The following is a 21437-nucleotide window of genomic DNA, read 5'->3' as shown; positions in this document are numbered from 1 at the left end:
CGAGGTGATCTCCGCTATGTCCCGCACCCCGCGGCGGCCGTTGTCCTAGCTTCTTTGCCATGAACCTCCAGCAGCTCCGCTATGTGGTCGCGACTGCGGAGCACCGCACCATGACCGATGCGGCCAAGTCGCTTTACATCGCACAACCTGCGCTTTCCCGTGCGATCCGGGATCTTGAGCGGGAGCTCGGCCTGACGCTCTTCGCCCGCTCCGGGCGCGGCGTGGTGGTCACGGCGCAGGGCCGCCGGGTGGTGAAACTGGCGCGGGAGGCGCTCGACGCCGTCCGCGAGATCGAGGGCCTCGCCGGCCACGGCGGCGGCGGGGAGGCGGAGCTGCGCATCGCCTCCACCCCGAGCCTGGAGCCGGGCCTCGCGGGGCGGCTGCTGCCCGCCTACGCCGCCGAGCATCCCGGCGTCCGCGTGCACATCGTCCGCTGCGACGGCCGCGACGCCGTGGTGAGCGCCATCAGGGACCAGCGGGCCGACCTCGGCCTGACGGACCTGCCGGTGCCCGGTGACCTCGTCACCCACCCCCTCGAACGCCAGGAGATCGTGCTGATCTCCCCGCCCGGCCTCGAACTGCCCAACCCCGTGCCCATGCGCCGGCTCGACGGCATGCGCCTGGCCCTGCCCGCCCGCGGCAGCGTCCGCCGCCGCGAGCTCGACGCCATGTTCGGCAAGTACGCGGTCAGCCCCCGCGTCGTCCTGGAGACCGACGAGCGCAACGGCTGGCTCAACGCCGTACGCGCCGGTCAGGCGTCCCTGCTGTGGTATCGCGGGATGGCCGAGCAGGCCAGCAGAGCCGGCCTCGTGGTCCGCTCCCTGGAGCCCGCCGTGCGCCGCGTCATCGCCGTCGTGCACGCCCGGCGCCGCCTGCCGCTGATCGCCCAGGACTTCCTGATGACGGCGGAGAAGGGCACCGCCGCCTGACGGCGCCCCGGCCCCGGGCTGTTGGCGTTCGGCAAGAAAAGTGCAAACCCCGGCTGAGAGCATCTCAGCGGAGGGATACATGCGCTTCAGGATTCTCGGCCCGCTCGTCATCGAACGCGATGGGGGCGAGCTGCACCTCGGGGGAGGCCTGCAACGCGTCGTCATGGCGCTGCTCCTGCTGGAGGCCAACCGGATCGTGCCGCTCGACCGGCTGATCGAGGCGGCCTGGGGGCACGCGCCGCCCGGCACCGCGCGCAACCAGATCCAGATCCGGGTGTTCCAGCTCCGCAGGGCTCTGGACGACACCGTCCAGCCCTTCCAGGTGCTGCTGACCCGGCCGCCCGGCTACCTGCTGAAGGTCGGGCCGGGCAGCCTCGACCTGGCCGACTTCGACGCGCTCGTGGCGCGGGCGCAGGAGGAGGACGCCGAGCGGGCCGCCGCGACGCTGCGCGAGGCGCTCGCCCTGTGGCGCGGGCCCGCGCTCGCCGACGTCGAGAGCGACCTGCTCCTGCCGATCGCGCACGACCTGGAGGAGCGGCGGCTGCTGGCCCGCGAGCGGCTGGCCGACCTCGACCTGGAGCTGGGCCGCCACCAGCAGCTCGTGGGGGAGCTGCGGCGGATGGTCCAGGACCACCCGCTGCGCGAGCGGCCGCACGGCCAGCTCATGCTCGCCCTCTACCGGTCGGGACGCCAGGCCGAGGCGCTCGACGCCTTCCGCGACTACCGCGGCATGCTCCTCGACACGCTCGGCCTCGAACCCGGCGACGAGCTGCGCCGCCTGGAGCTGGCGATCCTCAACCAGGACGCCTCCCTCGCGCTCGGCTACGACACCGCGCCGGGCCGCCCCGCCGTCCGCCTCCCCGGCGCCCCCCACCCCGGCGACGCGCCCGTACCCCCGGACGACGGCGCGCCCGAGCAGCCCGATGAGGAGTCCCGCGAGGAGCACGAGCCCGGCGACGAGGCGGCGGGCGGGCGCGGGCTGCCGCCGGTGCCACGGCAGCTGCCGCCCGTGTTCTCGCCGCTGTCCGGCAGGGACGCCGAGCTGGAGCGCGTCGCCGCGATGCTGCGCCCCGGCGGGAGCGCGCTGCCGCTGGCCGCGATCGTCGGCCGGGCCGGCGTCGGCAAGAGCGAGCTGGCGCTGCACGCCGCGCACCGGGCCGCCGCCGACTTCCCCGACGGCCAGCTCTACATCGACCTGCGCGCCGGGGAGCTGCAGCCGGCCGACGTGCTGGGCCGGTTCCTGCGGGCGCTCGGGCTGACGTCGCTGCCCCGGGGGCTGGAGGAGCGCAGCGCGCTGTTCCGCTCGACGGTGGCGGGCAGCAGGCTGCTGGTCGTGCTCGACAACGCTGGCCCCAGCCCGGGGGTGTGGCCGCTGCTGCCGGGCGCGGCCCCGTGCGCCGCCCTGGTGACGACGCGGGAGCGGCCGGTCGGCCTGCCCGGCAGGCAGGTGCTGCGGCTGGACGTGCTGGGCGAGCGGCACGCGGCCGACCTGATCGTCCAGGACATCGGCCCCGCCCGCGCCGCCCGCGAGCCGGACGCGGTCCGCACGCTGGCGCAGCAGTGCGGCGGCCTGCCGCTGGCGCTGCGCATCGCGGGCGCCCGGCTCGCCGCCCGCCCCCGCTGGCGGGTGGAGACGCTGGTCGCGCAGCTCGCCGACTCGCGCACCGCGCTCGACGCGCTCACGCACGGCGACGTGGAGGTCCGAGCCAGCCTCGACGTCAGCTACGCCGCCCTGTCGCCGCGCGCCCGCCTGCTGTTCCGCCGGATCGGCCTGCTGGGCTGCCCCCAGGTCGCGCCGTGGCTGGCCGCCGCGCTGTGCGACGCCGACCCGGCCGACGGGGTGTCGGGCCCGCTGGCGGAGCTGACCGACGCCTCGCTGCTGCGCCGGACCGCCGGGGGCCGCTACGGCATGCACGATCTCGTACGCGCCTTCGCCGAGGAACGCGCCCACGCGGAGGAGACCCGCGAGCAGCGGGCCATGACGGTCGAGCGGGCCTGCACCGCCCTGCTGGCCCTCGCCGAGCGGGTGCACGAGCGCCACTACGGCGGCTTCTTCACGATGCTGCGCGGCAAGGGCACCGCCACCTCCGCCGTCACCGCCGAGCTGGCCGACACGCTGATCGGCGAGCAGCCGCTGCCGTGGCTGGACGAGGAGCGCGCCGTCCTGCTGGCGGCGGTGCGCCAGGCGGGCGCCCACGGCCTGGACGAGCTGTGCTGGAACCTGGCCATGACCGCCGTCACCCTGTTCGAGGCGTACGGGCACTTCGACGACTGGCGGTCGGTCAGCGAGCAGGCCAGGCGGGCGTGCGTGGCGGCGGGCAACGCCAGGGGCGAGGCCGCCATGGTCTACTCGCTGAGCTCGCTGCTGCTGTTCGAACAGCGCTACACCGAGGCCGGGCCGCTGCTGCGTGACGCCATCCGGCTGTTCGGCGACATCGGGGAGATCCAGGGCCGCGCGCTGGCGCTGCGCAACCTGGCGCTGGTCGAGCGGGTGGGCGGCCGGGCGGAGGTGGCGCTGGCCCGCTACGCCGAGGCGCTGCCGCTGCTGCGGGCCGTCGGCGACCGGGCCGCCGAGGCGCACGTGCTGGTGAACGTGGCCGCCGTGCACCTGGAGGGCGACCGGCCGGGCGAGGCGGAGCCGCTGCTGGAGCGGGCCCTGGCGACGTTCCGGGCGGAGGGCGTGCCGCGCGGCGAGGCGCAGACGCTCACCAGGATCGCCGAGCTGGCGCTGCGCCGGGGCGACGCGGCGGCGGCGAAGGAGTCGTTCGCCCGGGCGGCGGCGATCGTGGGCGCCGTGCACGACCGGATCGGCGAGGTGTACGTGCTGCACGGGCTGGGGGAGGCGCAGGCGGCGCTGGGCGAGTCCGAGCAGGCGGAGGCGACGCTGCGCCAGGCGCTGGCCCTGGCGGTCCGGCTGGGCGAGCGGCACATCCAGGGCCGCGCCGGTCTCTCGCTGGGGCTGCTGCTGGGCGGGCGGGGCGACCCGGAGGCCGCCGAGCACCTGCGTACGGCGCACGAGCTGTTCGCCGGCATGGGCGCCGAGCGCTGGCGGGCGAGAGCCGCCGAGGCCCTCGCCCGCTGATCACCCCCGGTCAGACGCCCGGCTTGGCCGGGTCGCCGGTCCACGTCATGTCGCACGAGCTGGGGATCTCGGGCTGGCACGGCCCGTCGGAGCGGACGGCCTGGGCCGGCGTGGCGAGGCCCGCGGCGACGGCGGCCGCCAGGGCGGCGACGATGACGATTCTGCGCATGTGAAGCACCTCCGTGATGAGTCGCGAGGACTCTAGGGAGCGCCGCTTTCGACGCGCTTTACGCGCTTCAGCCGCGTGGCAGCCACACCACGGCCCGCAGCCCCGGCCCGGCGTCCTCCAGGTGCACGGTGCCGCCGTGCGCGCGCACGGTCTCGCGCACGATCGCCAGCCCGAGCCCCGCGCCGCCCTCGTCACGGCTGCGCCCGGAGTCGAGCCGGGTGAACCGGTTGAACACCCGCTCCCGGTCCTCCTCCGGGATGCCGGGCCCGTCGTCGGTGACGGTGAGCGTGCCGTCGGACGTCAGCGCCACCTCGACCTTGGACGCGGTGTGGCGCACGGCGTTGTCGATGAGGTTCGTCAGCACCCGGCTCAGGTCGAGGGCGTCGCCCCGCACCACGACCGGGTCGCACGCGGTCAGCCGTACCTCGCCGTAGCGCTCGGCGCACTGACGCACCACCTCGTCGAGGTCGACCGGCTCGCGGCGGCCGGGCACGCCGCCACGCTCGTCCAGCCGGGCCAGCGCCAGCAGGTCCTCGGCCAGCCGGTGCAGCCGCAGCGTGTCCTCCAGCACCCCCTCGGCCGTCTCCCGCCAGTCCTGGCCCTCGGGATGGCCGAGCGCCACCTCCAGCTGCAGCCGGATGCTGGCCAGCGGGCTGCGCAGCTCGTGCGCGGCGTCGGACACCAGCGCCCGCTGCCGCTGCTCGGCCTCCTCCAGCCGCCCCAGCATGTCGTTGAGCGTGGTGGCCAGCGAGTGCACCTCGTCGCGTGACTCGGGCACCGGCAGCCGCCGCGACCGGGCGGTGTGGGTGATGTCGGCGGCGCCGCGCCGCAGCGCGCTGATGGGCCGCAGCGTCCTGCCGATGATCATCCAGCTCGCCACGGCCAGCAGCACCACGAGCAGCGGCGTGCCGACGAGCAGCACCCGGCCGGCCGTGCCGATGCTGGTCTGGATCTCCGCGACCGGCCTGGCCGCGATCACGGTCTGGCCCCGGTCGGCGCGCAGCACCACCACGCGCAGCGGCCCCGGGATCGCGTACGGCCGGCCGTCGACGAACACCGCCTGCCCGCCCGCCAGCGCCTCCCGCCGGGCGGCGGCGCCCAGCAGCGGCACCAGCCGGTCGGCGCCGTAGGTGACGTGCGTGATGCGCCCGTCCGCGTCGAGCACCTGCACGATGGTGCCGTCGTGGGTGGTGATCGGGCTGGTCAGGGTGCCGGCGTCGGCGTGCACCCGGACGGTCTGCGCCTGCTGCCTGGTCGAGTCGTCCACCGTGGAGATGAGCGCCCGGTCGAGCACGCTGAGCAGCACCGACGCCGACACGGCCAGCGCCAGCGCGAGCACCGCGGCGGCCACGGCGGTGAGGCGGAAGCGCAGCCCCTGCCGCCGCCACCACGTCATCGGGCTCTCAGCCACCGTCGCCGGCCAGCCGGTAGCCCGCGCCGCGCACGGTCTGCAGCGCGTTCCTGCCGAACGGGACGTCGATCTTGCGCCGCAGGTAGCCGACGTACACCTCGACCACGTTCGGGTCGGTGTCGAAGGTGTCCCACACGTGCTCCAGGATCTCCGCCTTCGACACGACCTCGTCCCGCCTGCGCAGCAGGAACTCCAGCAGCGCGAACTCGCGCGGCGTCAGCTCCACCTGCGCCTCGCCGCGCAGCACCCGGCGGCGGGCCGGGTCGAGCGTCAGGTCGCCGGCCGACAGCACGGCGGGCCGCCGCCCGGCGTCGCGCCGCAGCAGCGCCCGCAGCCTGGCCACGAGCACCACGTACGAGAACGGCTTGGTCAGGTAGTCGTCGGCGCCCAGGTCGAGGCCGTCGGCCATGTCGTACTCGCCGTCCTTGGCCGACAGCATGAGGATCGGCACCCAGTTCTCCTCCGCGCGCAGCTGCTTGCACACGTTGTAGCCGGACAGCCTGGGCAGCATGATGTCGAGCACGACCACGTCGTAGTCGCCGTTCCTGGCCTGGTGCAGGCCCTGCTCGCCGTCGTGGGCGAGGTCCACGGCGAATCCCTCGGCCTGCAGCCCCCGCTGGAGGGCGGCGGCCATCCGCCTCTCGTCCTCGACGACCAGAACTCTCATGCGGCGATTCTCCCGTCCTCCCCCTGAGACCCGGCTGAGAAGGCTGAGAGGGATCTCAGCTCGTCTCAGGCTCGCCTAAGGATGCATCACACAGGCTGGCGGCATCGACATACCGTTAAGGAGTGAGATGCGAAGAGGCACGTTCGTGAGGTGGGGAGTGCCGATCGCGGCTGCTGCCGTGATCGGGGCCGCGATCGGCGCCGGTCCGGTCGTCGCCGCGGTGAGCGGCGACCCGGTGCTGCCCGAGCGCTCGGCCCAGCAGCTGCTGGCCGACGCCGCGGCGGCCGCCCAGAAGACCGAGGGCATGCTGCCGATGTCCGGCACCGTGCAGCAGACGGCCTCGCTCGGCCTGCCGGCGCTGCCGGCGACCAGCTCCGCCGGGCCGCTCAGCCTGCTGTCGGGCTCGCACGAGGTCAAGGTCTGGTACGGGGCGGGCGACAAGCTGAGGGTCGCGATGCCGACCCAGATGAACGAGACCAACCTGATCGTCAACGGCGACCAGGCGTGGTACTTCGACAGCGCCACCAACACCGCCACCAAGATCATTTATAACGGGAAGCGGCCGCACGACGCGGCCGAGACCGCCCCGGCGGAGCTGACCCCGCAGGCGGCGGCGGAGAAGGTGCTGGCCCAGGCCGACGAGCACACCGCCGTCAGCGTGACCAACACGGCCGAGGTGGCCGGCCGCCCGGCCTACCAGCTCGTGCTCAAGCCGAAGGACGCCGGCTCCCTGGTGGAGGAGGTGCGCCTGGCCCTCGACGGTGAGAACTTCGTCCCGCTCCAGGTGCAGGTGTTCGCCAAGGGCTCGGCCGAGCCGGCCTTCCAGGTCGGCTTCACCCAGGTGACGTTCACCCCGCCCGCGCCGGAGAACTTCGCCTTCACCCCGCCCGCCGGGGCCAAGGTCGAGGAGAAGAAGCTCACCGCGCCCCAGGAGGGCGAGGGCGGCGAGCGGGCCGAGGAGCACCGTGAGGAGGCCAGGAAGGCCGCCGAAGAGGTCAAGATCGTCGGCGACGGCTGGACCTCGGTGGCCGTGCTGCCCGCCTCGGTGGCCGACCTGAAGGCCCAGGACGGCCGCCAGGCCGGCGAGCAGGGTGAGCAGGGCGAGCAGCAGGGTGACGACGGGTCGCCGTTCGGCGGCGACGGCGGCGCCGACCCGGCCGCGCTCCTCGAGACCGTCCTGAAGTCCGCCACCCCGGTGAGCGGCCCGTGGGGCTCCGGCAAGCTGATCACCACCAAGCTCGCCACGGTCCTGCTGACCGACGACGGCCGTCTGCTGGTCGGCGCGGTCACCCCGGAGGAGATCACCAAGGCGGCGGGCGTCAGGTGACGACCGCCACGCAGGAAGCGGGGGCGCCTCTCGGGGCGGCCCCGCCCTCCGACGCCGCCATCGTGACCAGCGGCCTGACCAAGCGCTTCCGCGGCGGCCAGGTCGCCGTCGACGCGCTGGACCTGGCCGTGCCGCGCGGGTCCGTCTACGGCTTCCTCGGGCCGAACGGCTCGGGCAAGACCACCACGATCCGCATGCTGCTGGGCCTGGTCGCGCCCACCGAGGGGGAGCACGCGCTGCTCGGGCTGCCGCTCGGCCAGGCGCTGCCCCGGGTCGGTGCGCTCGTCGAAGGACCGGCCTTCTACCCGTACCTGTCGGGTGAGGCCAACCTGCGCCGCTTCGACGCCGCCGACCCGACCGCGACGCCCGCCACCGCCAAGGAGCGGATCGGCGAGGCGCTGGAGCGGGTGGGGCTGAGCGCCGCGGCGGGCAAGCGGTTCCGCAACTACTCGCTGGGCATGCGCCAGCGCCTGGCCATCGCCGCCGCGCTGCTCGGCCCGCGTGAGCTGCTCATCCTGGACGAGCCGACCAACGGGCTCGACCCGCAGGGCACCCGCGAGGTGCGCGCGCTGGTCAAGGAGATCGCCTCCGGCGGCACCACCGTCTTCGTCTCCTCCCACCTGCTGGCCGAGGTGGAGCAGATGTGCACGCACGCGGCGATCATGCGGGCCGGCCGGCTCGTCGCGCAGGGCACGATCGCCTCGCTCAGCGGCGGGCGCGCCACCCGGATCCGGGTCGAGACGCCCGACCCCGCCGACGCCGCCCGGGTGCTGGGCGCGCTCGGCCTGGCCGACGTGCGCTCCGACGAGCACGTGAGCGCCGAGCTGGGCGGGCACGCGCCCGAGGAGGTCAACGCCGTGCTCGTCCGCGAGGGCGTGGCCGTGCGCGGGCTCGCCGTGGTGCGGCCGAGCCTGGAGGACGTGTTCGTGGGACTGACGGGAGAGGGTTTCGATGTCGACGGCTGAGACCACCACCGGTACGGAGGCGGCGACGCGGACCGAGCGGCCCCGCCGCACCCCCGGGCTGGTGCCGGTGGCCGAGACGATCGGCAGCGCCGAACGCCACGCCCCCGAGCCGCCGCCGCCGGGGCTGCCGTCGCCGCCGCGCCGGCCGGGCGCGTTCTGGCGGCTGCTCGGCTCGGAGCTGGGCCTGACGTTCCGGCGCCCGCGCAACCTCGCCATGCTCGCGGTGGTCGCCACGGTGCCCATCGTCGTCGGCGTCGCGCTGCGGATGGTCGGCGGCGGCGGGGACGACGAGATGAGCGGGCTGATCGCCAGCGTGGCGGGCAACAGCCTCATGCTGACGTTCGTCTCGTTCTCGTTCCTGACGCTGCTGCTCATGCCGGTCGCCGTCGCCGTCGTCGGCGGCGACTCGATCGCCGGCGAGGCCGGCGCGGGCACGCTGCGCTACCTGCTGGCCGCGCCCGCCGGCCGGGGCCGGCTGCTGGCCGTCAAGTTCCTGAACGTCGTCGTGTACGCCTACGCGGTCACCGCCGTGGTGGCGCTGTCGGCGCTGCTCACCGGGCTGGTGCTGTTCCCCGTCGGGGACGTGACGCTGCTGTCGGGCACCACCGTCTCCGTGACCGACGGGCTGCTGCGGATCGCCGTCAGCGTCGGCTACATCGGCGCCGGCATGGCCGCGCTGGGCGCGGTCGCGCTCGCCCTGTCGACGTTCACCGAGGTGCCCATCGGCGCGATCGCCGGCGCGGTCGTGGCCGTCATCGTCTGCCAGGTGCTGCGCGCCATCCCGGAGCTCGCGCCGCTGGAGCCCTATCTGCTGCCGGCCCGCTTCACCGGCTTCGACGCCGTGCTGCGCGCCCCCATCGACACCGGGGCGCTGCTCGACGGGCTGGCGGTGTTCGGCGCGTACACCGTGCTGTCGCTGTCGGTCGCGTGGGCGCGCTTCACCGGCAAGGACATCACCTCCTGACGGGCGCGCCCCATACGCAGACCGGGTTCGGGCCGCGTACGGGACGCGCCCGCGGGTCAGGACGTGCGGCGGCGCAGCGCCAGGAAGGCGACCACGAGGCCGATGACGCCCACGGCCAGGCCCGCGCCGCCGAGCAGGCGGGCGGTGCCGTCGGAGGAGCCGGAGGCGGCGGCGACCGGCGTCACCGAGGGCGCGGGGGACCCGGCGGCGGGGGACGCCGGGGCGGTGGCCGCGCCGTGCGCGTCGCCGCCGGTCGCCGGGGTCAGCTTGAGCACCGGCGCGGGGTGCTCCGGCTCGGAGCCGTCGGCCGCGGGCGCGTCGGCCCAGTCGACGACCTCGCCGCCGGAGTAGGTCTGCTTCGTCGGGAACACGATCTGGCCGACGCCCTCGGGCAGGCGGCCCATCGACACCTCGAACTCCTGGAACTCGCCCTTGCCGATCTTCCCGCCGGACCAGACGACGGTGGTGACGGCCTCGGTGAGCTCGCCGAACTCGGTGGTGACGGGCTTGGGCAGCTTGCCCTCGGTGACCTTGACGCTCCAGCCGGGCACGGGCTTGACCGACACGAACGCCAGCGGGTGGTCGGTGGGGAAGGACACCTCGACCTTGACTGTCGAGGCGTCGTCGCGCTCGTTCGGCACGCGGAAGGCGACCTTGGTGAACCCGCCCTGCTCGGCGGTGCCCGGGTTGATCGTGACGTGGGCGAGCGCGGGCAGGGCGAGCCCGGCGGTCAGGGCGGTCAGGGCGGTGGTGGCCGCGAGCACGGTCGCGGCACGGCGGACGAAGGACATGGCGGATCTCCACTTGTCGTGATGGGGGTTACGGAGGTGTCAGCTGGTCAGGCGGGCAGTGGAGGACCACGCCTGGCCACGGAGTGACGCAGCCCGGGATCGGGCGGCACGGCCCGCGCGCGCACGATCGGCGCGGCGGGGCGGAGGACGGGGGAGCGGACCGGGCGCAGCGGCGTCAGGCGGCGCAGCAGCCGGCGCAGCGTCGCCCACAGCGCGGCCTCGCCGCGGGCCAGCCACCAGCCGGTGAGCAGCGTGGCCGTCAGGTGCGCGACCAGCATGCCGAGCGCGTCGCCGAGCCCCTGCCCGTGCAGGTGGAGGGCGACGTAGGCGGTGCCGTCGCCGCCGCCGAACAGCTCGTGCAGCCCGGCCTGCGCGACGATCAGCGCGGTGTTGACGGTGGCGGCCGGGCGCTCCCGGCCGGACAGGGCCAGCGCCAGCGCGAACACCGAGGCCGCGCCGAGCCCGGCGGCCCACGCCGCGGGGCCGGTGCCGCCGCCCAGCGTGTGCGCGATCGCGGCAAGCGTCACGCAGACGGCCGTGAAGACGGCCGCCCTGACGAGCCGGAGGGGCGGGTGCGCGCGCATGGGTGTGCCACATGGTCTCACGGGGAGGGGGCGGCGACGAGTTCTTCTTCAAGCTCGGCAATGCCTGGTTGATTCGCGATGTTTGTCGCTAGGGTCGGGCTCACCACGTTGACATAGGGGTGAGTACGTTGCGGCACTTAGGTGGTTTGCTCCTGGGGCTGGTGGTGACCGCGGCGGTCCTGGCCGGCGGCGGATGGGCCGTGCAGCAGGCGATGCTCGCCGCGCAGGCCGCTCCTACCGGCGGGCAGCAGTTGTGGATCGCGCTCGGCTCGATGGCCGCCGTCGGCCTCGTCGTCGGGCTCGTCGTGGCGGGGCGGGTCTCGCCGCTGGCCACCTTCACGCCGTCGCTGGTCCTGCTCGCCTGGACCGTCGTCTACGCCCTCGACATGAACCGCGCGCTCAGCCTCCTCCCGGACGAGCCGTCGGTGCACCAGCTCGTCCGGGAGGCCGCCGCCGGCGACCGGCTGCTGCTGACCTCCGGCGCCTTCGCCCTGCTCGGCGTGGCGCTGTTCATCCCCGTCCTGATGCCCTCGCGCTGGGCGCGCGACGAGGACGACGACGAGTACGAGAGCACGCAGGAGGGCGGCTACTACTGACCCCGCTGCGATCTACTTTGTAAAGGCAGCGGCCCGGAAGCCCCCTGGTTACCGGTGAGTAGTGCGGGTATGTACAGGTCACGGAGGACTCGTCATGAGCCTGGACCGCGACGTCACGCCTGACTACCCGCTGAGCTGGCAGGCCCGCGCGCTCACCGGCCTGATGCGGGGCACCCTCAAGCCCGCCTCGCACCTGCTGCTGCGCCACCCGCTCGCGCTCGACTGCGCCTCGCGGCTCGGCGGCCTCGCGGGGGCCGTGCCGGTGCCGGAGCACGTCACCGTGACCCCGGCGGCCTTCGCCGCGTGCGGCGGCGAGTGGGTGCGCGCCGGGCGGGAGCTGGACGAGGGCAAGGTGCTGCTCTACCTGCACGGCGGCGGCTACTTCTGGTGCTCGCCGCGCACCCACCGGCCGATCACCTGGCGGCTGTCGGCGGCGGCCCGCCGCCCGGTGCTGGCCCTGGACTACCGGCAGGGGCCCGTGCACAAGCTCGCCGACTCGCTGAGCGACGCCCTGGAGGCGTACGGGTGCCTGCTCGAACGCGGGTACGACGCGGCCGACGTGATCGTGGCAGGCGACTCGGCGGGCGGCCATCTGACGCTGGCGACGCTGCTGGCGCTGCGTGACCGGGGGCTGCCGCTGCCGTCGGCGGGCATCTGCCTGTCGCCGTGGGCCGACCTGACCGACTCCCCGCGCCGGGCCAACCGCTGGCAGGACCCGATCCTGCCGGCCGGGCGGGTGCGCTGGCTGGCCCGCCGCTGGACCGACGGGCTCGACCCGCGCGACCCGCTGGTGTCGCCGGTGCTGGGCGACTTCACCGGGCTGCCGCCCCTGATGATCGTCACCGGGTCCACCGAGGTGCTCAGGGACGAGGCGCGCCGCGTCGCCCTGCGCGCCCGGCGGGCCGGGGTGCCGGTGACGTACGAGGAGTGGCCGCGGATGCCGCACGTGTTCCCGCTGCTCGCGGACGTGCTGCCGGAGGCGCGGCTGGCCTTCCGGCACATGGCGGGGTTCCTGGCCGCCGCGGGGGAGCGGCCGCCGATGGAGGACGCGGCCTGACGGTCTTCTCCCGGGCAGGGTGTAGGTTAGGTATGCCTAACTTCTGGAGGGGGTCGTTGGAATGACCGATCACCGCGGTGTCGTCCTGCGCACCGAACGCATCTCGCCGCACATGATCCGTGTCGTCGTCGGCGGTGACGGCCTGCGTGACTTCGCCCTCTCCGGAGCCACCGACAGCTACGTCAAGGTCGTCTTCCCGCACGAGGGCGTGGACTACCCGCAGCCGTTCGACGTGCGGCAGGTGCGCGAGACCATGCCGCGGGAGTTCTGGCCCCGCCTGCGCACCTACACCGTGCGCGCCTGGGACCCCGACACCCGGGAGCTGACGCTCGACTTCGTCCACCACGGCGACGAGGGGCTGGCCGGGCCGTGGGCCGCGCGGGCCAGGCCCGGCGACGAGGTGCTCATGCTCGGCCCCGGCGGCAGCTACGCGCCGGCCCCGGAGGCCGACTGGCACCTGTTCGCCGGGGACGAGAGCGCGCTGCCCGCCATCGCCGCCTCCCTGGAGGCGCTGCCGGAGGACGCGCTCGCGTACGTGTTCGTCGAGGTCGAGTCACCCGAGGACGAGCTCAAGCTGAGCACGCTCGCCGACGCCCGCGTCACCTGGCTCTACCGCGACGGCGGGCCCGTCGGCGAGGCGCTGGTCGAGGCGGTGCTCGCGTTCGGCTTCCCGCCCGGCGACGTGTGCGCGTTCGTCCACGGCGAGGCCGGCTTCGTCAAGCGGCTGCGCCGCTACCTGCGGGTGGAGAAGAGCGTGCCGCTGGAGCGGCTGTCGATCTCCGGCTACTGGCGGGCAGGCGTGGACGACGAGGGGTGGCGCGCGGTCAAGAAGGACTGGAACCGCCAGGTCGAGACCGAGGAGGCCGCCGAACTCGGCTGAGCCCGCCCCCGGCCGCGACCCCGGTCAGAACTCGGTCAGATCTTGGTCACGTCGACCACGTACAGCGTGTCCCCGACCTCGTAGGACAGGAGCCTGCCCGCGGCGTCGAAGCCGGGCGACTGGACGGAGAAGCCGTTCTCCCGCTGCTCCGCCTCGATGCCCAGGTCGGCCGAGCGGCCGCCGGCGAGGTCGTACAGGGCGACGGCGACGAACCCGGTGCGGTCCCTCAGCGTGGCCACGTGGAAGCGGTCCTGCGCCAGCCGGTCCATCCGCCCCATGGAGCCCGGCAGCGGCTGCTCGCCCGAGCCGTCGCGCAGGCGCAGGAACATGGCGCCCTTGCGGTGCCCGATGCAGTGGGTGACCGAGCAGCCGAGCAGCTCGTCGCCCGCCCGGGTGGTGCCGGTGCGCGTCTCGCCCGTCTCCACGTTGCGGATCCGGCCGAACCTGGGCCCCACATGCTCGCCGTACGGGCCGGGCTCGCCGATCCACGGCCAGTTCAGCACGTGCATCGACGCGCCGCCCTCGACCGGGGTGGCCGGGCCGCCCGCCAGGGGGGCGGTGTGGACGCCGCCGGAGCGGGCGGAGAAGACGACCCGGTCGCCGGCGATCTGCACGCCGTCCAGGCCGCTCTCGTCGGTCCGCACGGTGGTGACGAGCGCGGCCTCGCCGCCGGACAGCGGGGCCGACCAGATCTGGGTGGTGCCGTCCTTGAGCCGGTTCCACCAGACGACCCGGTCGCCGCCGGCGCGGAAGTCGGAGGCGAACAGCACCGTGCCCTTGGGCGTCGGCACCTTCGTGATCTCGCGTCGTTCCCGGGTGCCGAGGTCGTAGGCGTACAGGGCGCTGGTCTTCTCGAAGCTCGACCAGGTCGAGACGAGCAGCGTCCGGTCGTCGAGGAACTGGATCGGGCGCAGCCGGTCGCGCCCGGTGCCGGGGAGCTTGTGGAGGGCCTGCGGCCACACCTCCTCGATCGGCGGCGGCGCCTGGAGGTCTGCGAGCTCGCCGGTGGGCTCTGCGGTGGGCTCGCTGGTGGACACGCCGGCCGAGGCGGTGGCCGCCGGGCCGGCGGGGCGGGGCTCGGCCGGGCCCCCGAGGCCGGCCGTCACCGCCACGCTCACCCCGGCGGCCACCACGACGACCGCCGCGGCGGCGAGCAGCGCCTGCGCGCGCGGCGCACGCCGGGGAGGAGGCCCGGCCAGGCGGGCGGCGACCGCGGCGGGCAGCGCGGGCGCCCGGTCGGCGGCGCGCTCCAGCGTCCTGCGCAGGGTCTCCTCCAGGACGGTGGCGCCGGCCCCGTCCCGATTGTGCTCGTTCGGTCCGGTCGTCGGTCCGGTCATCGTGCGCCTCCGGGGATCAGGTGGGCGGGGACGGTGGCGCGCAGCTTGGTGAGCGCGCGGTGCGCCTGGCTGCGCACGGTGACCCGGGACACGCCGAGCGTCTCGGCGATCTCCGCGTCGCTGAGCTGCTCGTAGTAGCGCAGCACGAGCACGGCCCGCTGCTTGCGGGGGAGCCCGGCCAGCGCCTGCCACATCGCCTGCTCGTCGCCGCCGGGCAGCGTGTCGTGGTGCTCGCGGTCCGGCGGCTGCCACATCACCTGCTCGCGCCGGCGCAGCCGCCAGGCGGCGATGTGCAGCCGGGCCATCGTGGTGCGCGCGTAGCTCTCCGGGTTGTCCTTCGACCGCAGGCCCGGCCAGGCCGCCCGCATCTTGAGCAGCGCCTCCTGCACCAGGTCCGCCGCGTCGTGCGGATTGCCGGTCAGCACGTATCCGTACCGCATCAGCGCGTCACCCCGCCGGGCGACGAACTCCGCGAACTTGGACTCCTCATCCACGCTGCCTCTGCCTCTCGTCGTTATCTGTCACCTCCGAGAGAGGGATCGCGGGGAATCTGTTGCACGAAAAAGTGGCCGCGCCAGGCCGGGGGGTGTCTGGCGCGGCCGTTTCGCCGGGGGAACCGTCCCATGCCCTGGAGGTGGCCGGCGAGTTCGGGACATCAGTGGGTGAACTGCTCCTCTTCGGTGGAGCCCTTGAGCGCGGTCGTCGAGGAGTCGGGCGCGACGGCCGTGCTGACCAGGTCGAAGTAGCCGGTGCCGACCTCGCGCTGGTGGCGGGTGGCGGTGTAGCCGCGCGCCTCGGCGGCGAACTCGGCCTCCTGGAGGTCCACGTACGCGGTCATGCCGTCGGTCGCGTACCCCTGGGCGAGGGCGAACATGGAGTGGTTCAGCGAGTGGAACCCGGCGAGCGTGATGAACTGGAACTTGTACCCCATGTGCCCGAGTTCCCGCTGGAACTTGGCGATGGTGGAGTCGTCGAGGTGCTTCTTCCAGTTGAAGGACGGCGAGCAGTTGTAGGCGAGCATCTGGTCGGGATACTCGGCCTTGATCGCCTCGGCGAACTCGCGGGCCACGTCCAGGTCGGGCGTGCCGGTCTCCATCCAGAGCAGGTCGGAGTGCGGCGCGTAGGCCAGGCCGCGCGCGATGCACGCCTCGATGCCGTTGCGGACCCGGTAGAAGCCTTCGGCGGTGCGCTCGCCGGTGGTGAAGCGCTGGTCGCGGGGGTCCACGTCGCTGGTCAGGAGCGTCGCGGCCTGGGCGTCGGTCCGCGCGATGATCAGGCTGGGGACTCCGCAGACGTCCGCGGCGAGGCGGGCGGCGTTGAGCGTCTTGATGTGCTGGCCGGTGGGGATGAGCACCTTGCCGCCGAGGTGGCCGCACTTCTTCTCGGAGGCGAGCTGGTCCTCCCAGTGCACGCCGGCGGCGCCCGCGGCGATCATGCCCTTCATGAGCTCGAAGGCGTTGAGCACGCCGCCGAACCCGGCCTCGGCGTCGGCCACGATGGGCGCGAGCCAGTACGGCGCGTTCTCGGCGCCTTCCGACCAGGTGATCTGGTCGGCGCGCAGCAGCGCGTTGTTGATGCGGCGCACGACGGCCGGCACCGAGTTGGCCGGGTAGAGGCTCTGGTCGGGGTACGTGTGCCCGCCGAGGTTCGCGTCGGCGGCCACCTGCCAGCCGGACAGGTAGATGGCCTTCAGCCCGGCCCGCACCTGCTGCACGGCCTGGTTGCCGGTCAGCGCCCCGAGGGAGTGGACGTAGTCCTCGGTGTGCAGCAGGTCCCACAGCCGCTGGGCGCCGAGCCGGGCCAGCGTGTGCTCCTCCTGGACGCTTCCACGCAACCGGACCACGTCCTCGGCGCTGTAGGTGCGCTCGATGCCGGCCCAGCGAGGGTCGTTGTCCCACTCTTCACGCAGCTGCTCGGCAGCTCCCTTGAGGCGATCGTTCATCGTTGTCTCCTTTGTCGTCCCCTGGGGCTCATGCCGAGTCTGTGCCCTGACCACCCCACCGCCATAGGGGCCGATTCAGAGAAGAACGGCGAAATTTCGCATAATTCGCAACTCTTGCTGCCTGTTCGCTGCAGAAGAAATCGCGACTTTTCCTGTTGGCCTAGACCATTCACCCTCAACCTGCTGTGACTAGAAGATGGGCGGATTTTCCGTCTAAGATGCCTGCATGGCGTCCTTGCTAGGCGAAGAACCGCTGTCTTTGACGCAAGAGCTCGATCTCATCGCGTTCGGGCAGCGCCTGCGCCACCTGCGCAAACAGCGTGGCCTCACCCTGTCCGACCTGGGCTCGCGCGTCAGCCGCGCCCCCAGTCAGCTCTCCCTGCTGGAGAACGGCAAACGCGAGCCGAAGCTGTCGCTGCTCAAGTCGCTCGCCGCCGCGCTCGGCGTCCCGGTGGAGGAGCTGCTGCGCCGCCAGCCGCCCAACCGGCGCGCCCAGCTGGAGATCGCCCTGGAGGAGGCGCAGCGCGACCCCCTGTACGCGGGGCTCGGCCTGCCCAGGCTCAAGGTGTCCGCGCGGGTGCCCAACGACGTGCTGGAGCACCTGCTCGGCCTCTACGGCGAGCTGCGCGCCCGGCAGGCCAGGGGCACCGCCACCCCGGAGGAGGCCAGGGCCGCCAACGCCGAGCTCCGGCGCAGGCAGCGCGAGCTCGGCAACTACTTCCCCGACATCGAGAAGGCCGCCGCCGAGGCGCTGGCCGCGGTCGGCTACCGCACCGGGGCCCTGTCCCAGAGCATGATCCAGAGCCTGGTGACGCACTTCGGCTACACCGTGCACACCGCCCAGGACCTGCCCCGCTCGGTGCGTTCCATCACCGACCTGCGCAACCGCCGCATCTACGTCAAGCACGAGCAGCTCGGCATGCACACCCCGCGCACGATCCTGCTCCAGACGCTCGGCCACCTGGCGCTCGGCCACGACAAACCGCGCGATTTCGCCGACTTCCTGCGCCAGCGCACCGAGGCCAACTACTTCGCCGCCGCGGTGCTCGTGCCGGAGAAGGCCGCGGCCGTCTACCTGCGCGAGGCCAAGGCCGACCGGGCGCTGTCGGTGGAGGACCTGCGCGACGTGTTCGCCGTCTCCTACGAGATGGCCGCCCACCGCTTCACCAACCTCGCCACCCACCACCTGGGCCTCGTCTGCCACTTCGTGCGCAACGACGCCGGGGGCATCATCTACAAGGCGTACGAGAACGACGGCATCGTCTTCCCGGCCGACGAGCAGGGCGCGATCGAGGGCCAGCGGATGTGCCTGCAGTGGTCGGGCCGCCAGGTGTTCACCTCGCCCGACCGCTTCTCCGTCTTCTACCAGTACTCCGACTCGCCGACCGGCACCTACTTCTGCGTCGCGCACGTCGACCCGTCACGTGAGCGCGACTTCGCCATCACGCTCGGCGTGCCGTTCCGGGAGTCGCGCTGGTTCCGGGGCCGGGAGACCACCAACCGGACCCGGTCGCTCTGCCCCAACGGCGACTGCTGCCGCCGCCCGCCGACCGATCTGGCCGAGCGCTGGGAGGGTTACGCCTGGCCGTCGGCCCGCGCCAACTCCCACGTGCTGGCCGCGCTGCCGCCGGGGTCGTTCCCGGGGGTCGACGAGGCCGACGTCTACACGTTCCTGGAGCGCCACGCGGGAGCCGGCTGACCTTCGCCTATCCTGGGGGCGGGGATGAACGGGGGTGGTTCGCATGCTGCCTGAAGTTCAGAGCTGGATGCGGCGCCGCAGCTCGCGGGCCGCGGACTGGCCGGTCGCGGCGCTGGCCGAGGCCAAGGGCGGCGCGACGGTCAGCGTGGTGCTCCCGGCGCGTGACGAGCGGGAGACCGTGGGGGAGATCGTCGCCGTCATCATGGGGGAGCTCGGCGCGGTCGTCGACGAGGTCGTGGTCATCGACTCGCGCTCCACCGACGACACGGCGGAGGTGGCGGCGCGGGCGGGCGCCGTCGTGCACGCCCAGGACACCATCCTGCCGGGCCTCGCGCCGCTCGACGGCAAGGGCGAGGCGCTGTGGAAGTCCCTGGCGGTCACCAGCGGCGACATCGTCGCCTTCGTCGACGCCGATATCCGGAAATTTCGCTCCACCTTGGTGAGCGGATTGCTCGGCCCGCTCCTCAGCGACTCCTCCGTCGCGTACGTCAAGGGCTGCTACGACCGCCCGCTCGACGGCGCGCCCACCGGCGGCGGCCGGGTCACCGAGCTCGTCGCCCGCCCGCTCATCAACCTGCACTGGCCCGAGCTGGCCGGTTTCGTCCAGCCGCTCGCCGGCGAGTACGCCGGCCGCCGCGCCGCGCTGGAACGGGTGCCGTTCCTGACCCGCTACGGGGTCGAGATCGGGCTGCTCATCGACCTGCTGGAGCTGGCCGGGCTCGACGCGTTCGCCCAGGTGGACCTCGGCACGCGCGAGCACGCCCCGCAGTCGACCGAGGCCCTGGGCGGCATGGCGGGGCAGATCATGCTCGCCGCCTGGTCCCGCCTGTGCCGCCAGGGCAAGATCCAGACCTGCCACGACCCGTCGTGCCGCCTCGACCAGTTCCGCCGCGTCAGCGCCGGGCACGAGGTCCTGACCAGCGACATCTCGGTCGCCGAACGCCCGCCGATGGTCACCGTGCCCGCGTCAGCCGCCTGACGGACCCTCCCCGGGCAGGCCGTCGCGCAGCGCCGCGGCGGCGAAGGCGGCGGCGTGCTCGCGCATCGCCTCCTGGTCGCCCGCCGCCTCGCCCAGGAGGATGCGCGCGAGCTGCGGCATCATCGCCGGGAACAGCGCCAGCCCCGTCAGCAGGAACACCGTGCGCGCCGTCGCCTCCGTGGGCCGCTCGCTCATCGACGCGGTCTTGCGCGCGCACCGCTCGACCCGCGCCTCCTGGCCGGGCAGCAGCTCCTGGCCCCGGTAGTTGAGCGCCTCCCACATCAGCAGCCGCACCAGCTCCGGATGGGCCTGGTAGTAGGCCGACAGCTTGGCCACGTAGTCGACCGGGTCGCTGCCGGGCAGCGCGATCTGCGCGGTCAGGTCGTCGATCGCCTCGGTGATGACCGCGTCGAACAGCTTCTCCTTGCTGCCGAAATGGCCGTAGATGCGCTCCTTGTTGACGCCGGCGCGCTCGGCGATCCGGTCCACGCGCGCTCCTGCGACGCCGTACGCGGCGAACTCCTCGCGGGCGGCGGCGAGCAGGGCGGCCCTGGTGGCGGTGGTCGAGACCTTGGCTGGCATGCGGCCATCCTACCTCGACCAACTAGTTGGTTGACATCCAACTAGTTGGTTGGTGTAGCGTCCCGGCACATGACGACCACTTCCCTCCGCCCCGCGCCGCCCGCCACGGCGCCGTTCGGGTCCACGCTGCTGTCCTTCGTGCTCACCGCCGTGCTGGTCAGCGGCCAGCTCTACATCGTGATCCCGCTGCTGCCCGACATGGCCGCGACCTGGGGGACCGTCCCGGGCGAGCTGACCTGGCTGGTGACCGCGTTCGGCGCCGGATACGGGGTGGGATTCCTGATCTTCGGTCCGCTTTCCGACCGGTTCGGGCGCAGGCGGCTGGTGCTCGCCGGACTGCCCCTGGCCGCCCTCGCCACCGCGCTGGTCGCCGCCGCGCCCTCGCCGGAGGCCGCCCTCGTGCTGCGTGCCGTCCAGGGGCTGGCCGTGGCCACGTTCCCGCCCGCCGGGCTGGCGTACCTGGCCGAGCGGATCGAGTCGCGCCGGCGCGCGGTCGCGATCTCCGCGGTGACCGGCGCGTTCCTCGCCTCCGCCGTGCTCCTTCAGGTGCTCGCCCAGCTCCTGGTGGACACCGCCGGGTGGCGCGGGCTGTTCCTGATCTCCGGCGCCGCCCTGGCCCTGTCCGGCCTCGGCCTGCGCGCCACCATGCTGCCCGGCACCCCGCAGACGCCGACCGGCGGCGGGCTGCTCGCGGCCTACCGGCCGCTGCCGGAGCTGCTGCGCGACCGGCCGCTGCTGGCCCGGTACGCGGCCTCGGTCGTGGTGCTGACCGGGTTCGTGGCCGTCTACACCGGCCTGCAGCTCTACGGCGTCACCCCGTCGTCCGGCGAACTGCTCGCGCTGCGCGCCGCCGGGCTGCCCGCCATGATCGCGGTGCCGCTGCTCATGCCCTGGTTCGGCCGCGTCGCGCCCGTCACCAGGGCCGCCGTGATGCTGGCCGGCGGCGCGCTGGTGCTCGCCGCCGCCGCCCTGACCGGCGCCGCCGGGCCCGGCCTGGTGCTCCTGCTCGCCGTGTACGCCGTCGCCATCACCGCCGGCCTGCCCAGCCTGAACGAGTCCATCTCCGCCCGCGCCGGCCGCTCGCGCGGCACGGCGCTGGCGCTGTTCTCCTTCTCGCTCGCCGTCGGCGGCAGCGCCGGCCCGCAGGTCGCCGCCCTCTTCAGCGGCTTCACCCCGCTCCTGTACGCCCTCGCGGCGGCGATGGGCCTGTCCGCCCTGGCCGTCGCGCTGGTGAGCGGCCGGGGCGGTGTCCCGGTTTGATCTTTTCGCGGCGAATTCCGGGTATGGCTGCGATCGAATGGGACGTGCCGCCACGGGTGGCCTTCGACACCCCGTGGGAGCTGGTCGCCGCCCTGGCAGCCGGGCTCCCGGCGCTCGCGGCGGCCCTGGCGGCGCTCAGACCGGCGAGATGACCCGGCCCTGGCGGCGCTCAGGCCAGGAAGATGGCCTGGTCCCGCCCGCGCCTTGTCGGGGCGC

The 21437-nt window shown here is 74.0% G+C and carries 21 protein-coding genes; 12 read left to right on the top strand and 9 right to left on the bottom strand.

Annotation, left to right across the window (positions count from 1 at the left end; all coding sequences use genetic code 11):
* Window positions 1-59: 59 nt before the first annotated feature.
* Complete coding sequence (locus AB0J53_RS33585) at window positions 60-929, top strand: LysR family transcriptional regulator (protein WP_219517291.1); 870 nt, start codon at window positions 60-62, stop codon at window positions 927-929.
* Window positions 930-1008: 79 nt separating this feature from the next.
* Entirely contained in the window at window positions 1009-4011 is a 3003-nt protein-coding gene (locus tag AB0J53_RS33580) for a BTAD domain-containing putative transcriptional regulator (protein ID WP_364179786.1), read from the top strand.
* Window positions 4012-4021: 10 nt separating this feature from the next.
* Here AB0J53_RS33580 and AB0J53_RS33575 read toward each other — a convergent pair whose 3' ends face one another.
* The 3 genes from AB0J53_RS33575 to AB0J53_RS33565 all read right to left on the bottom strand — a co-directional run bounded on the left by AB0J53_RS33575 (window position 4022) and on the right by AB0J53_RS33565 (window position 6258).
* Window positions 4022-4180 carry a hypothetical protein gene (locus tag AB0J53_RS33575; protein WP_357592028.1) on the bottom strand — a complete coding sequence of 53 codons (159 nt, stop codon included), beginning with the start codon at window positions 4178-4180 and terminating at the stop codon, window positions 4022-4024.
* Window positions 4181-4247: 67 nt separating this feature from the next.
* Window positions 4248-5576, bottom strand: a complete 1329-nt coding sequence (locus tag AB0J53_RS33570; RefSeq protein WP_364179784.1) for an ATP-binding protein — start codon at window positions 5574-5576, stop codon at window positions 4248-4250.
* Window positions 5577-5583: 7 nt separating this feature from the next.
* Window positions 5584-6258, bottom strand: coding sequence for a response regulator transcription factor (locus tag AB0J53_RS33565; RefSeq protein ID WP_364179782.1), 675 nt, complete (start codon window positions 6256-6258; stop codon window positions 5584-5586).
* Window positions 6259-6385: 127 nt separating this feature from the next.
* Here AB0J53_RS33565 and AB0J53_RS33560 point away from each other — a divergent pair, with 127 nt between their 5' ends.
* From AB0J53_RS33560 to AB0J53_RS33550, 3 genes are read left to right on the top strand one after another with little or no spacing between them, the layout of a single operon-like run.
* Window positions 6386-7585, top strand: coding sequence for a DUF2092 domain-containing protein (locus AB0J53_RS33560; RefSeq protein ID WP_364179780.1), 1200 nt, complete (start codon window positions 6386-6388; stop codon window positions 7583-7585).
* Complete coding sequence (locus tag AB0J53_RS33555; protein WP_219519556.1) at window positions 7582-8550, top strand: ABC transporter ATP-binding protein; 969 nt, start codon at window positions 7582-7584, stop codon at window positions 8548-8550. The genes AB0J53_RS33560 and AB0J53_RS33555 overlap by 4 nt, the downstream gene beginning before the upstream one ends.
* Complete coding sequence (locus AB0J53_RS33550) at window positions 8537-9514, top strand: ABC transporter permease (protein WP_364179777.1); 978 nt, start codon at window positions 8537-8539, stop codon at window positions 9512-9514. The genes AB0J53_RS33555 and AB0J53_RS33550 overlap by 14 nt, the downstream gene beginning before the upstream one ends.
* A 56-nt stretch (window positions 9515-9570) precedes the next feature.
* Here the strand turns inward: AB0J53_RS33550 and AB0J53_RS33545 are convergent, their stop codons facing one another.
* Window positions 9571-10305 carry a YcnI family protein gene (locus AB0J53_RS33545; RefSeq protein ID WP_364179775.1) on the bottom strand — a complete coding sequence of 245 codons (735 nt, stop codon included), beginning with the start codon at window positions 10303-10305 and terminating at the stop codon, window positions 9571-9573.
* A 47-nt stretch (window positions 10306-10352) separates the two neighbouring features.
* Entirely contained in the window at window positions 10353-10889 is a 537-nt protein-coding gene (locus AB0J53_RS33540) for an MFS transporter (RefSeq protein ID WP_219519549.1), read from the bottom strand.
* Between the two features lie 146 nt (window positions 10890-11035).
* Here AB0J53_RS33540 and AB0J53_RS33535 point away from each other — a divergent pair, with 146 nt between their 5' ends.
* The 3 genes from AB0J53_RS33535 to AB0J53_RS33525 all read left to right on the top strand — a co-directional run bounded on the left by AB0J53_RS33535 (window position 11036) and on the right by AB0J53_RS33525 (window position 13422).
* Window positions 11036-11485: a hypothetical protein gene (locus tag AB0J53_RS33535; protein ID WP_364179773.1), complete on the top strand. Its 450-nt coding sequence runs from the start codon at window positions 11036-11038 to the stop codon at window positions 11483-11485.
* Between the two features lie 94 nt (window positions 11486-11579).
* A complete protein-coding gene (locus AB0J53_RS33530) occupies window positions 11580-12542 on the top strand; it encodes an alpha/beta hydrolase fold domain-containing protein (RefSeq protein ID WP_219519546.1) in 963 nt (320 codons plus the stop codon).
* Between the two features lie 61 nt (window positions 12543-12603).
* Window positions 12604-13422, top strand: a complete 819-nt coding sequence (locus AB0J53_RS33525) for a siderophore-interacting protein (RefSeq protein ID WP_364179770.1) — start codon at window positions 12604-12606, stop codon at window positions 13420-13422.
* 35 nt (window positions 13423-13457) lie between these two features.
* Here the strand turns inward: AB0J53_RS33525 and AB0J53_RS33520 are convergent, their stop codons facing one another.
* The 3 genes from AB0J53_RS33520 to aceA form a co-directional block, all read right to left on the bottom strand.
* Entirely contained in the window at window positions 13458-14759 is a 1302-nt protein-coding gene (locus AB0J53_RS33520) for a hypothetical protein (RefSeq protein ID WP_364179768.1), read from the bottom strand.
* Complete coding sequence (locus AB0J53_RS33515) at window positions 14756-15253, bottom strand: SigE family RNA polymerase sigma factor (protein WP_219518161.1); 498 nt, start codon at window positions 15251-15253, stop codon at window positions 14756-14758. The genes AB0J53_RS33520 and AB0J53_RS33515 overlap by 4 nt, the downstream gene beginning before the upstream one ends.
* 161 nt (window positions 15254-15414) lie before the next feature.
* A complete protein-coding gene (aceA, locus tag AB0J53_RS33510; RefSeq protein ID WP_219518162.1) occupies window positions 15415-16701 on the bottom strand; it encodes an isocitrate lyase in 1287 nt (428 codons plus the stop codon).
* 259 nt (window positions 16702-16960) lie between these two features.
* Between aceA and AB0J53_RS33505 the strand changes: the two genes are divergently transcribed.
* Both AB0J53_RS33505 and AB0J53_RS33500 read left to right on the top strand, forming a co-directional pair.
* Window positions 16961-18400: a helix-turn-helix transcriptional regulator gene (locus tag AB0J53_RS33505; RefSeq protein WP_219518164.1), complete on the top strand. Its 1440-nt coding sequence runs from the start codon at window positions 16961-16963 to the stop codon at window positions 18398-18400.
* A gap of 43 nt (window positions 18401-18443) precedes the next feature.
* Window positions 18444-19379, top strand: coding sequence for a glucosyl-3-phosphoglycerate synthase (locus AB0J53_RS33500; RefSeq protein ID WP_357592013.1), 936 nt, complete (start codon window positions 18444-18446; stop codon window positions 19377-19379).
* On the opposite strand, the gene AB0J53_RS33495 is transcribed toward AB0J53_RS33500, so the two are convergent.
* On the bottom strand, window positions 19368-19961 hold the full coding sequence (locus AB0J53_RS33495; RefSeq protein ID WP_219518168.1) for a TetR/AcrR family transcriptional regulator: 594 nt from the start codon (window positions 19959-19961) through the stop codon (window positions 19368-19370). The genes AB0J53_RS33500 and AB0J53_RS33495 overlap by 12 nt on opposite strands.
* Window positions 19962-20030: 69 nt before the next feature.
* On the opposite strand from AB0J53_RS33495, the gene AB0J53_RS33490 reads away from it, so the two are divergent.
* Complete coding sequence (locus AB0J53_RS33490) at window positions 20031-21221, top strand: MFS transporter (RefSeq protein ID WP_364179765.1); 1191 nt, start codon at window positions 20031-20033, stop codon at window positions 21219-21221.
* Between the two features lie 23 nt (window positions 21222-21244).
* A complete protein-coding gene (locus tag AB0J53_RS33485) occupies window positions 21245-21373 on the top strand; it encodes a hypothetical protein (protein WP_364179763.1) in 129 nt (42 codons plus the stop codon).
* The last annotated feature ends 64 nt before the right edge of the window (window positions 21374-21437 follow it).

Source organism: Nonomuraea sp. NPDC049725, assembly GCF_040674795.1.
In the GTDB taxonomy this organism is placed as follows: domain Bacteria; phylum Actinomycetota; class Actinomycetes; order Streptosporangiales; family Streptosporangiaceae; genus Nonomuraea; species Nonomuraea ceibae.
Note: the sequence above shows the minus strand (reverse complement) of the source record. Positions and strands in the feature narration are given on the sequence as shown.